Source organism: Neisseria weixii (assembly GCF_002327085.1).
Classification (GTDB): Bacteria; Pseudomonadota; Gammaproteobacteria; order Burkholderiales; family Neisseriaceae; genus Neisseria; species Neisseria weixii.
In genome coordinates this window covers 990175-1003201 of record NZ_CP023429.1, presented here as the reverse complement: position 1 = coordinate 1003201, position 13027 = coordinate 990175, and the positions used below count along the sequence as shown (strand labels likewise).

Genomic DNA, 13027 nt, shown 5'->3' with positions numbered 1-13027 from the left:
AACTTTAATAAAAATAACAAGGCTGTCTGAAATCCGTTTTCTTAAAACCTTTCAAACGGCTTTGTTTATTTCATAGGATTTCGTACGGTTACGCCGCTGGAAGCGGCTAACCGTACCTACACGGTCTGAACAATGCGTTTGATAAAGAGAAGGTTCAGCGCGAGATTGATTTGCAAAGGAAAGTAACGCAAGAATTCGGTAAAACGCCGCGCAGGGCGTTGCCCGACTGTCGGATTACTTGGGCAACAGCCAAGACTTCCAAAGAGCGGAAATACTCCAATCCGCCATCGAAAGCGAACTGACGCAAACCCAAGATGCCCAACAGCGTGAAAACCTGCAACAGGCATTAAATCAGGTAGACGGCTACCTTGAAACCAACCGAGGCCGCTACGAAACCTGGAAAGAAGGCGGCATCGGCCGCAGCATTCTGCACGGAGCAGTAGGCGGATTAACAACGGGCGGCATCGGTGGCGCGCTGGGCGCGGGCGGTGCATCCGCAGCCGCGCCCTACCTCGACCAAGCAGCGGAAAACCTGAATCCGACCGGCAAAGCCGTTGTGGATACCGTAGGCGGCGCAGCTGTCGGCTATATGCTGGGCGGCAATGCCGGTGCGGTAACGGAGCGAATGCGGATTGGAATAACAGGCAGCTGCATCCGAGTGAGACCCTCGTACTCAATCGTTTGAAGCAAGGGAAAAGTACCGAGGAACAACGCCGTCTGAATGCGGCAGCATGTGCTCTTGTTCGTTGCGCAGAAGGCGTTCCGACAACCGATCCTTATTATCGCCAATTGAGCGAATTGCAAGAATCAGGAGACAGATACCAAGCAGAAAAAAACTTATTGCTCAAATCCGGCAAAGGATTATTTGAATATGGTTTTTGGAACAGCGCAAATGATTTGCGCAGCAGCTATGACCGTGCGATTACCAAAGGCAAAGGCATTGTCAATACGGGAGCCGGAGCCGCTGTGGCAGTTGGCTCGGCAGTTGGAGGGGCTGCATTATGTACTACAGGTGTCGGCTGCCTTGGCGGCGCGGGCATTGCTACCTTAGGTACTGCCGGCGGTTATGCCCAAAGCAAACACGGAGCGGAACAATTATTTGGTACTTACCGCTCTAACTGGGGTAGGCAGGTCATTGATTCTTTAGGCACTCCTATCAAGAACCGTCCGCCTTTGGTGCAAGATGCCGCCGATATTACCTTATGGAGTGCAGAAACCTTGGTTGGCCGTAAATTCAGCCAGCTGACGGGACAAAAATCCATAGACCGTTATATCCAATTACAGAAACGCCAATCTTCGGTTCTGCCTGATAATTACATTTATGATGAGGCCAGCAAAACCTTTATCGGGCCGAAGGGAGGCAGAAGTGTTGCCACTACTTACAAAGACGGTTCGGGCAATACGGTTTACCGCCGTATAGATGGCAATGGCCAACCTCAAAACAGTTACTATGTAGTGAATGCTGATGGGAAGCAGGTTGCGGTAAGAAATCCTGACCCAACCCCCAAAGGTCAAATCGTTACACATTCAAGAAATCTGCATGAGGAATCAATAAAAGCCACAATCCAAAGTTTTGAAAACCAAAATGTCAGAGTAACTACCAATGTTAGTATTCAAAGCCCAAATGCAGCACAACGCTCCGTTATCGACCAAGTACTGAATGGGCAACCAAATCAAAATATTCCTGTTCCTCAAGGCTACACGGTAACCGATATTGCAACAGGAAGAAAAGTAAGTACTATCAAGTTAGATGATAAAGGCTTCGCTGGTTTGGAAATGAAAACAGGAGTAAAAGACCGCGCTTTACAGCGTTCGCAAGCAATCAATTATTTGGAAGCTATCAAGGGGAACGCAGTCAGCATGGGAAAAAAAGCTGAACAAGCTGGTTTATCTAAAGGTCTAACTCCAACTAAAATGTATCAAATCGAGCCCTTAAATGAGTAAATCTATTATGAATCAAAAAGATGTGAAAGAATTTTGCGAGAACCTAGCTTCAGAACATGTTGGTTGGACATACCACGGTTCAAAATTCAAATACAAAGAATTGAAACACTCAGAAATTCATATCGATCCGTCTTGGGTATTACATTTGTCTGCTGAACCGAGCGTTATTGTTTACAACAAATCAGTCAATCAAGTTGTTAAAGAGTCATTTCAAGGAGAAGCTTTTTACAGTAAGTATTGGACGGCTCGAATGCTTATTCTTAGCCCAGATGCACACAATAACGTCATGATATATAGAGAACTGGTACATACCCGACCTGAAGCAGAGGCCTATATCCGTGCTTTTTTGAGAGGGGCTTGGATTTAGTCAACCGTTATTTCAGCAGTCCCGATGAAAAAGAATTCCTCAGTAACTATCCGATTGAGGCAGAATTTCCCAATCCCTGTACCGATTTTGGCTACGAAAGTTTAGGGAATTGCATTGCGCGTGCTGTTATTTTGGATTTTGATTATGTTGAACGTTTTATTCGTAATGAATTACCCATTAAACGCGGCGTACCGATTTACGAACCTTATCGTACACGCGTAGCAGAGTGGCTGCCGATTTGGAAAAAACGTGCTGAACTTTATGGCAGTATTTTGAAAAAGTAGCAAGCGTAGGTTGGGTTGAAAACCCAACAAAACCTTATATCTCTAGGTAATTGTTGGGTCATGACCCAACCTACACTTGCTAAAAGATATGGAAAAATTTTTAAAAACAAGGAAATAATATGAAAAATCAAGATATTGAATTTTACGAAGAAATGAAAGAAAAATATAAAAATGATGTAGGAATGTTAGTAACCTTCGCCGGCGATCAAGGAGATATAGCCTTCTTACAAGAACTAGCGGAAACAGGCCGGTTTAATCCATTAGCAACCACCCTCTCGAAGGGTGGAGTTATTTGCACAAAGTTAATCTTGGAGAAGCATGCCCCTTATCAACCATCCGCTTTTACTTGGACAAAGGCGTAGCAGTCAATGCCCAAGACTGCTACGGCATGACACCGCTGCACTATGCGCTTCGGGTGCAAAACGCCGATGCGGCCATTGCCCTTCTGGAAGCAGGAGCAGATCCGAATATACCCAATATTGACAACTTGCGCCCTTTATCTATGGTTGGGTATACCAAAGACAGGTTGGATGTATTGGAATTAATGCTAAAAACGGAGGTAATGTCCATAATATTATTAATGATAATGAAACTATTTTGGAAAGTTGGAAGCCTAGTGCCATTTCATCTCAATGGGAAATTGATATTTATAAATTGATGAAACAATATGCTTAACTTATCCGCCACCGATATCCAAAACAGCGGTGTGGTTCAAGGCGGTAAAGTACGCTTACGCGGCCAAGACGTGAACATCGACGGCGGCACCGTTGAAGCCGACACCCTCCTCGCCGTCGAAGCCGGCCGCACCGTGATCCAAAGCAGCGGCGGCACCACCCTCAAAGGCGCGCAGGTAAAAGGCAAAGGCGTTGCCCTCAGCACCCGAAACCTCAACATCGAAAGCATACAGGATAGCGCCGTCTACCGCAGCAAACAGCAAAACCTCAGCGGCTCGGTAACCGTCGGTTACGGCGCATCCGCGACTGCCGACTACAACCAAAGCAAAACCAACGCCGACCACCGCAGTATCAGCGAACAAAGCGGCATCTTTGCCGGTGACGACGGCGACAGCCAAAGCGGCGTTACCAAGAGCGGCATCGGCACGCGCAACATCGTGATTGCAAACGACACCGACGGCACACAGGCCAAAGCGGCCTATACCGCCACCCGCAGCGAAACCGCCGAAGCGGATTCAGGCCGTCTGAAAAATGTGTTTGATAAAGAACGGGTTCAGAATGAGATTGATTTGCAGCGGAATGTGAGCCAGGACTTCAGCCGCAATGTGCAGGAAGCCAGAACGGAAATCAACCGCAAAGCCGAAGGCTACAAAGCACTCGCCAACGCAGCGGAAGACAACGCTGCCCAAGCATTACAAAACGGCGATTTGAACGCCTACCGCGAAGCCGTACAAACCGCCAATGAACACCATCAAAAGGCCGACAACTGGCAAAAAGGCGGCGTAGCCCTAGCTGCCGTGGCCACAGGTTTGAGCGCACCGACCGACAGCGCATTGGGTATCGCCGCAGCGACAGCCAGCCCTGCCGCCTACCAAATCGGCCAATACTTTAAAGGATTGGCTGCCGAAAATTCAGACGGCCGGTTAACCGCCGCCCAAGAAAGCGCACGCGTGGTTGCCCACGGTGTGATTGCCGCGGCCACCGCCGCAGCGGGCGACAACAACGCCCTGACTGCCGCCCTAAGCGCGGGCGGAGCGGAAGCCGCCGCGCCGTATGTGAGCCAATGGCTATATGGCGAGAAAGACGGCAGCAAACTGACGACGGAGCAGAAACAGGCTGTGTCGAATATTTTAAGTTTGGGCGGATAGCGGTTGGTGTAACCGGCAATTCCGCAGCGGATGTTGTGGCAGCGGGAACGGCTGCGCAGACGGCGGTGGAGAATAATGCTTTAGAGACTGCATGGGATGTTGTTAATCTAGGTATTGGAGCAGCGTCTTTAACTTATAATGTTTCTCAGGGTAATTATGGTTCAGCAGCCTTAGATACAGTAGGCTTAATCTATGATGGTGCAGCGACAGCAGTTCCGTTTCTTCCAGCAGGTGCTTCCGCGGCAATTAAAGCAAAACGTGCTGGAAACTCGATTAAGCAATCTATTGCAATTGGACAAGATGTTGCGAAAGCTACAAAAGCTGCTAATCAAGCAGCTAAAAATAGTAAAAACATAACATCAAAAGCAAGTACAACAGGTACAAAAATTCACCGTGAGACAGGTGAACTTCTAGGTGAGAAGAAAGGAAAAGCAAAAAAATTATCAAATTCTGCCAGTTCTTATTTTAAGGGTGCGAATAAATCTACAGGTCTTCAACCCGATTTAAGCTGGAAAGGAACGGGAGTATGGGCTGATTTGACTACTCCCAAGCAGTGGGAAGCACATATTAGAAAATATAATCAAACCCATGGGCAGGGAGTTCCCATTATTTATAAACCAGGTAGGGGGTATTTGATAGAAGGATGCCATCTATTGGAGGAACTATATCTGGAGTTAATACATTAAATAATCATGAAGGAAATAAGAAAAAATGAGTTATTTAGTTATGATATCTGATAAACATATTATTAAAAAACAACCTGCTCTTTTAGATAATTTTGATGCTGTCTTCAAGCTTCTCACCGATGAGTTTGGATTTAAAGCACAAATAAAGAAGATGGGGATTTTGAATTTTTTTATAATGATCAATTTCCTAAAAATATATTAGGCTATGAAGATTCAGTTTTATGGACAAAAAATCCAACTGATAATTTTCTAAAATTATTAATCAATATTTCTAACAGAATTGAAAACTCAAGAGTAATTGGAGATGAAGGAGAATGGTACGTTTCTCTAAATGAAATCCGCTATTTAGAAGTGAATTCAGAGTTAAGAGCTAATATTTTTTAGAATATTTGAAGGCGTGGTCTCCTGCTATTATTTTAATAATTATAGCTATGGTTTTAAAAATATTTTTTGGTGCTTAAGCAAGCTGTAGCTTGCATAAACTCTAAAATTCACAGATAGGGTGTGTGCCTTTAGCACGCACGCGTTCTAAGGATTTGAATCTGATGTCGTCTGAAAACTAATAAGATTTTTTCAGACGGTATTTTCTCACCCGCAGCGGCATCGGAACGCGCAACATCGTCATCGGCAGCGACACCGACAGCACACAGGCAAAAGCGGTATACACCGACACCCGCAACGAAACCGCCGAAGCAGATTCAGGCCGTCTGAACAATGCGTTTGATAAAGACGAAGTGCAGCGCGAGATTGCTTTGCAAAGAAACGTGAGTCAGGATTTCGGCCGCAACGTGCAGGAGGCCAAAACAGAGGTCAACCAACAGATAGACCGACTGAAAGCACAAAAAGAAGCCGGAAAAATCAGCGAAGCCGATTACCACGATAAAGTGCAAAAGCTGCAATACCTGAACGTGGGTATCAGCAGCGTGGCGGGTGCATTGGCGGCACCGACCGAGAGCGGTTTGGGCATAAGCGCCGCCGCACTCAACCCCGCCGGAGCTTATGCATAGGGCAGTATTTCAAAGGCTTGGTAGACGAAAACGGCAGATTGGGCGGCGACAAAGAAACCGCCCGCGTGTTGGCGCACGGTATTTTGGCCGCCGCCGCTGCGAAAGCATCGGACGGCAACGCCCTGACCGCCGCGATAAGCTCGGGCGGGGTGGAAGCGGTGATACCGTATGTGTCGGAATGGCTGTACGGCACCCGCGACACGGAGAAACTGAGTGCGGAGCAGAAAACCGTTTTAGGCAATATCGCGCAACTGGCAGGCACAGGGGTGGGGCTGGCTTCGGGCGGCGGCGCGGAAGCGTTTTCAGACGGCCTGCGGGCACGGAATGCGGTAGAGAATAATTTCTCTATGCAAGATTTAGGAATTTCGCAAAATGCTCAAAGTGGTTTGCAACAAATAGCGCACCGACAAGCTCAACAATTTGTTGTTAACGCAAATAGTTCTGCTGCCGAGAAAAGTAAACTATTTGAGTTGTTAAAGGCGTATAAAGCAAATGCTGCAATTACTGCTGAAATAACGGCTGCTTTGGGATTTGGTGCTAATGTTAGTATTACCATTAATCAAGATAAAAGTGTAACAATAACTGCTGCAGGTACTGCAGAATATGGAGTAGAAGGATTTGTAGGAGTGTCCGCTTCTAATAAATCTAGACTAGACGGTTTCTTCTCAGAAGTATGTAGCTCCGGCGGTGGCGCAGTTGTAGTTGGAGTATGTGCTGGAGCAAATCTTGAGAGAAATCAGCCATTAATAGTAACCGGTAAAGTTGGTACAGGAGCAGGAGCTTTTGCAGGTGCAAATGTTGGCTATCAATGGACTGTTAACTTGCCAGAATCAAAGGATGACCACAAATGATTTCATCTCCTTATTTTTTTGGTTTTCTATTTGTAATCTATATTGTTTTGGCTATTTTAAATCTGTTTGTTTCATATAGGATATTCAAAGAGGAAAAAGAAATTTCTAATTTAATAGATTTTTTTGTCTATTCCAGTTCTTTGAATTTTAAAATTTTAAAAATTTTATTTGGTAGAAAATCTATTTCAAATAAAAAAAATTTGAAATTATTAAGAGTTAATTTTATTTCAGCTATGATTGTTTTAATTTTTCTGATTGTTAGTATTTTCATAAAAATATGACAAGTATAGTAAGCTGTAGCAAGCCGTAGCCAGCATCAATATCCTATTCGGGCGTAGCGTGTGTGCCATCAGGCACGCACGTGTTGTGCGTCCCACAAGGCCGTCTGAAAAAATCTATCATCTTTTTTCAGACGGCCTATCCCAATAAATAATCCTGTTTTGATGAAACGCCTGGGCGACGGCTATTACGAGCAAAAACTGGTGAACGAGCAAATCGTGCGCTTAACCGGTTACCGCCGCCTCGACAGCTACAGTAACGACGAATCCCAGTTCAAAGCCCTGATGTGTCAATAGTCACGTAAAAGTGCACCACAATGAGCACCTAAAAGTGCACCACTTTTAAATCAATATCAACAACGATTTTTAAATCTAAATGACTCATTACCCGTTTCAATCAGTTCACAACGATGCAGTAACCTATCTATAAGAGCCTGTGTCATTGTTTCATCGCCAAATAAAGTCCCCATTTGGCAAATACCAAATTAGTTGTCAGCATCAAACTGACTTTTTCATGTAAATGACTAATCAGATTGAATAACAATGCACCGCCTTTTTGACTAAATGGCAGATAGCCCAACTCGTCCAATATCAGAAGGTCATATCGGCTCAACTGTCCTATCATTTTGTCTTCCAAACTATCTCGGTCTTTCTCCAAATGGTTAACCAAATCCAATACATTAAAGTACCTTACCCTAAATCCTTCAGAAGCTGCATGAATGCCCGTCGCTGTGGCCAAATGATTTTTACCAGTCCCCGGTCCTCCGATAAAAATAATGTTGCGTTTGTTTCGGATATAATCGTTCTGCATCAGTAAGCGGATATGGCTTTCATCTGCCATTGATTGTTCAAAGACAAAGTCCGCTAAAGTCTTATGTCGAGCAAATTTTGCTGCTTTTATCCTGTACTCAATACTGCGAATATGTCTTTGAGTTAACTCCGTCTGTATCAATCTCTCCAAAATATCTGCCGTACTGCGTTTGCGACGGATACCGTCGGTAACGATTTCATCCCAATGCTCTGCCACAGCATTCAGTTTTAATTGCTCTAATGCAGCAATATATTCATTTCTCTGCATCATCATATCCTTAATTCTTACTATGTTCTAGACCATAGTGTTTCAAGACACTGTTGTAGCGGTTCAGATCAGTCTGAACGGGTATATTCAGTGGAATATCAGGCAGGTTGAATTTTGATATAACCGGTTCATTCAACCGGTTAATTGTTCTGCACTGCTGCTACCGTAGGCATACCGCATTCCATAGCCAACTCTGCAGCCGCTGTACCGACTTCTTCTCCATGTCCGGCAATGAGTGACAATATCTCTACCATAGCTTTATCTCCCGATTTTGTTTCATCAAGTGCTTTTGCAGTTCTTTTATGGCAGGCGGCAATATCCATTGTTTGAATGGTTCTCCATTTCTCAATGCGCCCGGCTTACGTTTAAGCAGTGGCAAATAATGCTGTGGCTGATAAGCAGTCTGACCTTTTCCCGATAGTCTTACATACTCGGCAACGACTTCTTGCCCATCTACTATTTGTACCTTATCCAAATAAATATGAAGGCTGATCTGCCGTCTCACTAAATGACAAGGTGCACTATAACGGTTACCTTCAAAGTTCACTAAACAATAACTGTTCACAGCAGTTTGTACGATACGGCAGTAGGCATAAGGTGGACGGATACGCTCTTTTAGACAGCTCTCTTGCTCTTGCAAGAAGATTTCTGCAACCGTCTGCTATTTGAAATGAGGATGTTTGCGTTTTGCCATATCACTGTTGCATCTTTCGGGCAGATAACGATTAAGTTCTTCCGGATCGGAGAAAGATAACATTGGCCGGAAGAAACGCTTGCGATAAATACTGACTTGACGTTCTACTTGACTTTTCTCCCGGCCGGCTGCGGGTGTACAGGCAGTTGGTTCAATACAAAAATGGCCGCACATACAGTAAAAACTGTCGGTCAATATCCGCTCTTTACCTTTGAGTACTTTGCTGACAGCGGTCTTGAGGTTGTCATAAATACCTCGTTGAGGAATACCTCCGAAGAATGCAAATGCACGGTTGTGCGCATCAATAAACATTTCGGCAGTTTGATTAGGATAACAACATAAAAGAAGGCTCTGTTATGACAGAGCCTGAATTGTGCCGGTTAAACTTTGCAGATTTTACCTGCCGGTCTAACGGTTTCTGTACTCCGGTCGAATTGATAAGCCTCACCCGGTTCAAAGCTTAATGGATGAAAGCATCTGTTGTGACATTAGGTATCTGCTTTTTGTAGAAATTAGCTACAAAACGGCGTACTGCACTGTATGAACCGGTAAATCCTAGTGATTGAAGGTATTCAAAGTGCTGAGCAGACATTCTTTGCCGGGATGGTAAGGTCGGTTGTTGCGTTAAATATTGTTGCAGAATACTGATGAATTCATCTAATGCGGGATAGTGTTGTTTGCTTCGTCGGTATTTGGTCGGTTGAAGCGTTTGGGCATGGATATATTTATTAACGGTTCTACGGTTAATGTTGAGCTGTTTGGCGATTTGTCTGATGGACATACCTTGATTAAATAGGCGGCGTGCTTTGGTAATAGTTTCCATATTAATCATTTCTAGGAAAACTCCGCAAAAACGGAGAGTTTATCAACAATCAGGGTGGTGCACTTTTAGATGCCCATTCCCTGATTTCCTAGTGCAGTTTTACATGCCTGTTAACAGAACAAATGCGACAAACGCAAAAAAACCGGGCGAAAGCACCGGCTATCGTCAACATTAATGTTGACAATCATACATGAATAAACATAAACAAACAAATTCCTAACATAAAGTCAGAGACCGTCTGAATGTTTCAGACGGCCTCTGATGACTAAAAGCAATTCCAATTCATTTCTCAATCTACATACCGACAAAGCGGCGAATCTGTTCCCAATAAAACAAACACCCAATGGCCACCAATGCAACGCTGATGCCGGCCGCGTTGATACTGCTGATTTTCTCTTTGAATATCCACGCGCCGACCAATGTACCCAACACAATCACACCCATGTTCATGCCGGCAAAAACCAGCGTCGGGTTATCGCTTATGGCTTGGTGCGCACTGATGTAGGTGACAATATTTAAGAAGTTCAAGCCGCCGAGCAACACGCCGCCGATGATGCCTTCTTTGGTCCATTTCGTTCCTTTGGAAAACAGATAAGAAAACATCACAATCGCCGCCAAGCAAAATGCCACCAATAAATTGCCGGCAAAGGCCGTGCCGCTTTTGGCAACTTGTTTGAATAAAACATCAATCACGCCATAACCCGCCCAAACGCCCATCAGCAAAGCGATTTGCGTGGTAATGCCGCCTGATTTTTTGCTGCCGTCGGCTTTCCACAGCAGACAAAACAACGCCACGAACGCCAACGCAATACCAATCAGACGGCCCTCGGTTAGTTGTTCGCCGAAAATGGCAAACGAAGCGACAATCGGCAAAAACAGCGACAACCGCTGCGCTGCATCGGATTTCACAATGCCAACGCTTTCCACCGCCTTGCCCATAATCACAAACACACTCGGCAACAGCACGCCTAGCGCGGCAAACAACCACCATGTCGGCAAAAAGCCTACCGGATTGCTCAAATCCGGTTTCAGTACCACCATCGTCAGCGTAATCGCCACAATATAATTCACCGCCACCGCTTGCTCGATTTTAATTTTCTGTTTGCGCGCGACCTTCAGCAACACCGACACCAACACGCTGCACAAAATACTGGCAACAAGATAATGCATATTTTCTTTCTCATTCAAAGGGCTAAAACAAACTTCAGACGGCCTTTAATCGCATAAAGGCCGTCTGAAAAATAAGCGGGTGAAATTAGATTTACAGCCAGCCGTCAGGCGAGACCGGTTTACCGTCGTACAGTTTAACAAAACCGGCAACTACGCGGTAAATAAACCACAAGCTCACGATAAACAAGAGCACCAAACCGATACCGATAAACATCGTGACCGCGCCGATAAAATAACCGATAACGCTGACCCAAAATGTTTTAATCAGGTAGCTGATGTGATGCTCGTAAATCGTGCCGCACATGTCGTCATGTTTCACATAGGCCAGAATCACACCGATAATACATGAAAATGCGGTGAAAACAGTCAACGCATACAGGCCGTAAATCACCATCATATAAGTTCGGCGGTTATCGTTAACCGGTGTTTGGGGAGGAATAATGTCGTTCATCTTTGTCCCTGAAATTTGAATTATGCAGGTGTTGATATTATAGTGGTTCAAATTTTAAAAAAGTGCCAGTCTTGCGCTTGCTTTCGGTGAAACATGGTTTACTATACCATATATCATTTTTAAAATCAGGAGTTCCGACATGAGCGTTGAATATTTCGGCCAACACGCGCGCCTATCCGAAGCCACCGTTGCCAACGGCTTCGTGTTCCTATCCGGCATGGTTCCTGAAAACACGGAACAAGCCGATGCGAAAATACAGACTGCCGACGTGTTGGCACAAATTGATTCATGGCTGCAACAATGTGGTTCAAACAAGAAACATATTGTCGAAGCCACCATTTATCTGAATGACATGGCCGATTACGCCGTGATGAACGAAGCTTGGGATGAATGGGTCGACCCGCAGCATTCTCCTGCCCGCGCCTGTATAGAAGCCAAACTGGCCAAACCGGAATGGAAAGTCGAAATCAAGGTATCAGCTGTTCAAATAAAATGAATGATTCAAGGCCATCTGAAAATGACATTGTATATTTTAGATATTCAGACGGCCTAAGACAGGCGATCTTTATTTTGCCGTCTTTATTTTAGTGATAACGCCCCCATATCATTGCCATTGCGAACCTTATTTGTGACTGTTACCAAGGAATCCCCACCATGCAAACTTGTCTGCCTTTCTTCGGCGTAGTCCGTGTCAGCGGTGACGACCGCGCTGATTTTCTACACAATCAATTATCAAACGACATTCTAAACCTCCCCACCGGCCAAGCCTGTTACGCCACCTACAACACAGCCAAAGGCCGCGTGCTCGCCAATATGGTTGTGCTCAACCGCGGCGACGATTTGCTGCTGGTGATGGCACAGGATTTGGTTGAACCCATCCTCAAAAATTGCGTATGTATGTGCTTCGTGCCAAAGTAGTGTTTGAACCGCTGGCTGATTTTGCTGTGGCCGGCGAATTGGCTGACGATGCCAAAGCCACAACCGCCGTTGAACCGAACTTGGCGTTTGCCGCAGAAAATCAAAATAATGTTTGGTGCATCAACCTGCCGCACACAGGCCGTTTCAAAGTCGGCTTGTCAGAACAATTACCGCCGTACGACGCAGCCGCAGAAAATGCTTGGAACCTGCACGAAATTTGCAGCGGTTACGCTTGGATTTCCCTCGCCACCAAAGAAACCGCCGTGGCGCAAATGCTCAACCAACACATTATCGGTGGCGTTCACTTTCGCAAAGGGTGCTATCCGGGCCAAGAAATCATCGCCCGCGCCCAATATCGCGGCCAAGTAAAACGCGGTTTGGCCGTATTGCGCGGCAGCTCATTGGAAGCAGCAGGTATTGCGGTGAAGGTTGGTGAAGAAGAAGCCGGTCAAATCATCAATACTACCCTCACCGATGATGGCAGCTTGAATTTAGCCGTGATTAAATTTTCTGCTGCCGAGGCCGCATTAACCGATGCTGATGGCAATGCTTTAACGGTAGAACAATTATTCTTTACAGTTGAGCCGAAAAAATAAGCGAAGATAAATAAATCAATAAAGGCCGTCTGAAATTTCAGACGGCCTTTATTGATTG

18 protein-coding genes and 3 pseudogenes are annotated in these 13027 nt (G+C 45.3%); 14 read left to right on the top strand and 7 right to left on the bottom strand.

The window, feature by feature from the left end; translation table 11 throughout:
• The first annotated feature begins 238 nt into the window (after positions 1–238).
• The 12 genes and pseudogenes from CGZ65_RS05090 to CGZ65_RS13205 all read left to right on the top strand — a co-directional run bounded on the left by CGZ65_RS05090 (position 239) and on the right by CGZ65_RS13205 (position 7536).
• Positions 239–685, top strand: a complete 447-nt coding sequence (locus CGZ65_RS05090) for a hypothetical protein (RefSeq protein WP_096295061.1) — start codon at positions 239–241, stop codon at positions 683–685.
• Positions 682–1944 carry a hypothetical protein gene (locus CGZ65_RS05085; RefSeq protein ID WP_096295060.1) on the top strand — a complete coding sequence of 421 codons (1263 nt, stop codon included), beginning with the start codon at positions 682–684 and terminating at the stop codon, positions 1942–1944. Before CGZ65_RS05090 ends, CGZ65_RS05085 begins: the two co-directional genes overlap by 4 nt.
• Positions 1937–2311, top strand: a complete 375-nt coding sequence (locus CGZ65_RS13915) for a hypothetical protein (RefSeq protein WP_232507543.1) — start codon at positions 1937–1939, stop codon at positions 2309–2311. The genes CGZ65_RS05085 and CGZ65_RS13915 overlap by 8 nt, the downstream gene beginning before the upstream one ends.
• Positions 2302–2595: a hypothetical protein gene (locus CGZ65_RS13910; RefSeq protein WP_232507542.1), complete on the top strand. Its 294-nt coding sequence runs from the start codon at positions 2302–2304 to the stop codon at positions 2593–2595. The genes CGZ65_RS13915 and CGZ65_RS13910 overlap by 10 nt, the downstream gene beginning before the upstream one ends.
• A gap of 119 nt (positions 2596–2714) precedes the next feature.
• Complete coding sequence (locus CGZ65_RS13905; protein ID WP_232507541.1) at positions 2715–2957, top strand: hypothetical protein; 243 nt, start codon at positions 2715–2717, stop codon at positions 2955–2957.
• Positions 2942–3253: an ankyrin repeat domain-containing protein gene (locus tag CGZ65_RS13900; RefSeq protein WP_232507540.1), complete on the top strand. Its 312-nt coding sequence runs from the start codon at positions 2942–2944 to the stop codon at positions 3251–3253. The genes CGZ65_RS13905 and CGZ65_RS13900 overlap by 16 nt, the downstream gene beginning before the upstream one ends.
• Before the next feature lie 141 nt (positions 3254–3394).
• A pseudogene (locus tag CGZ65_RS15335) lies at positions 3395–3658 on the top strand (hemagglutinin repeat-containing protein); the annotation flags it as partial.
• 674 nt (positions 3659–4332) lie between these two features.
• On the top strand, positions 4333–5103 hold the full coding sequence (locus CGZ65_RS05065) for a VENN motif pre-toxin domain-containing protein (RefSeq protein ID WP_096295058.1): 771 nt from the start codon (positions 4333–4335) through the stop codon (positions 5101–5103).
• Positions 5104–5837: 734 nt separating this feature from the next.
• Positions 5838–6110, top strand: coding sequence for a hypothetical protein (locus CGZ65_RS05060; protein ID WP_096295057.1), 273 nt, complete (start codon positions 5838–5840; stop codon positions 6108–6110).
• A gap of 38 nt (positions 6111–6148) precedes the next feature.
• Positions 6149–6961: a VENN motif pre-toxin domain-containing protein gene (locus CGZ65_RS13210; protein ID WP_198345347.1), complete on the top strand. Its 813-nt coding sequence runs from the start codon at positions 6149–6151 to the stop codon at positions 6959–6961.
• The gene (locus CGZ65_RS05050; protein ID WP_096295055.1) at positions 6958–7242 is read left to right on the top strand and encodes a hypothetical protein; all 285 of its coding nucleotides are present in this window, start codon (positions 6958–6960) and stop codon (positions 7240–7242) included. The genes CGZ65_RS13210 and CGZ65_RS05050 overlap by 4 nt, the downstream gene beginning before the upstream one ends.
• A 159-nt stretch (positions 7243–7401) precedes the next feature.
• Complete coding sequence (locus tag CGZ65_RS13205) at positions 7402–7536, top strand: S-layer family protein (protein ID WP_123804260.1); 135 nt, start codon at positions 7402–7404, stop codon at positions 7534–7536.
• Between the two features lie 56 nt (positions 7537–7592).
• Here CGZ65_RS13205 and istB read toward each other — a convergent pair.
• From istB to CGZ65_RS05030, 7 genes and pseudogenes are all read right to left on the bottom strand, one after another.
• A pseudogene (gene istB / locus CGZ65_RS05045) lies at positions 7593–8317 on the bottom strand (IS21-like element helper ATPase IstB).
• Positions 8318–8457: 140 nt separating this feature from the next.
• Complete coding sequence (locus tag CGZ65_RS13200; protein ID WP_198345346.1) at positions 8458–8640, bottom strand: hypothetical protein; 183 nt, start codon at positions 8638–8640, stop codon at positions 8458–8460.
• The gene (locus CGZ65_RS15095; RefSeq protein ID WP_415906966.1) at positions 8565–8957 is read right to left on the bottom strand and encodes a Mu transposase domain-containing protein; all 393 of its coding nucleotides are present in this window, start codon (positions 8955–8957) and stop codon (positions 8565–8567) included. Before CGZ65_RS15095 ends, CGZ65_RS13200 begins: the two co-directional genes overlap by 76 nt.
• Before the next feature lie 21 nt (positions 8958–8978).
• Positions 8979–9323, bottom strand: a complete 345-nt coding sequence (locus CGZ65_RS13195; protein ID WP_198345345.1) for a DDE-type integrase/transposase/recombinase — start codon at positions 9321–9323, stop codon at positions 8979–8981.
• A 148-nt stretch (positions 9324–9471) separates the two neighbouring features.
• The gene (locus CGZ65_RS13190; RefSeq protein ID WP_198345344.1) at positions 9472–9834 is read right to left on the bottom strand and encodes a helix-turn-helix domain-containing protein; all 363 of its coding nucleotides are present in this window, start codon (positions 9832–9834) and stop codon (positions 9472–9474) included.
• Between the two features lie 294 nt (positions 9835–10128).
• Positions 10129–11004: a DMT family transporter gene (locus CGZ65_RS05035; RefSeq protein WP_096296101.1), complete on the bottom strand. Its 876-nt coding sequence runs from the start codon at positions 11002–11004 to the stop codon at positions 10129–10131.
• Between the two features lie 91 nt (positions 11005–11095).
• Positions 11096–11455, bottom strand: a complete 360-nt coding sequence (locus tag CGZ65_RS05030) for a DUF4870 family protein (RefSeq protein WP_096295054.1) — start codon at positions 11453–11455, stop codon at positions 11096–11098.
• Between the two features lie 139 nt (positions 11456–11594).
• Between CGZ65_RS05030 and CGZ65_RS05025 the strand changes: the two genes are divergently transcribed.
• Entirely contained in the window at positions 11595–11951 is a 357-nt protein-coding gene (locus CGZ65_RS05025; RefSeq protein WP_096295053.1) for a RidA family protein, read from the top strand.
• A gap of 158 nt (positions 11952–12109) precedes the next feature.
• Positions 12110–12969 (top strand): annotated as a pseudogene (gene ygfZ / locus CGZ65_RS05020) (CAF17-like 4Fe-4S cluster assembly/insertion protein YgfZ).
• Positions 12970–13027: the final 58 nt, after the last annotated feature.

Bases quoted from the DNA above. Each gene is read 5' to 3' on its own strand.
- CGZ65_RS13915 (WP_232507543.1), top strand. From the start codon at position 1,937: ATGAGTAAATCTATTATGAATCAAAAAGATGTGAAAGAATTTTGCGAG.
- CGZ65_RS13905 (WP_232507541.1), top strand. From the start codon at position 2,715: ATGAAAAATCAAGATATTGAATTTTACGAAGAAATGAAAGAAAAATAT.
- CGZ65_RS05065 (WP_096295058.1), top strand. From the start codon at position 4,333: ATGGCTATATGGCGAGAAAGACGGCAGCAAACTGACGACGGAGCAGAA.
- CGZ65_RS05050 (WP_096295055.1), top strand. From the start codon at position 6,958: ATGATTTCATCTCCTTATTTTTTTGGTTTTCTATTTGTAATCTATATT.
- CGZ65_RS13200 (WP_198345346.1), bottom strand. From the start codon at position 8,640: ATGGATATTGCCGCCTGCCATAAAAGAACTGCAAAAGCACTTGATGAA.
- CGZ65_RS13195 (WP_198345345.1), bottom strand. From the start codon at position 9,323: ATGTTTATTGATGCGCACAACCGTGCATTTGCATTCTTCGGAGGTATT.
- CGZ65_RS13190 (WP_198345344.1), bottom strand. From the start codon at position 9,834: ATGGAAACTATTACCAAAGCACGCCGCCTATTTAATCAAGGTATGTCC.
- CGZ65_RS05035 (WP_096296101.1), bottom strand. From the start codon at position 11,004: ATGCATTATCTTGTTGCCAGTATTTTGTGCAGCGTGTTGGTGTCGGTG.
- CGZ65_RS05030 (WP_096295054.1), bottom strand. From the start codon at position 11,455: ATGAACGACATTATTCCTCCCCAAACACCGGTTAACGATAACCGCCGA.
- CGZ65_RS05025 (WP_096295053.1), top strand. From the start codon at position 11,595: ATGAGCGTTGAATATTTCGGCCAACACGCGCGCCTATCCGAAGCCACC.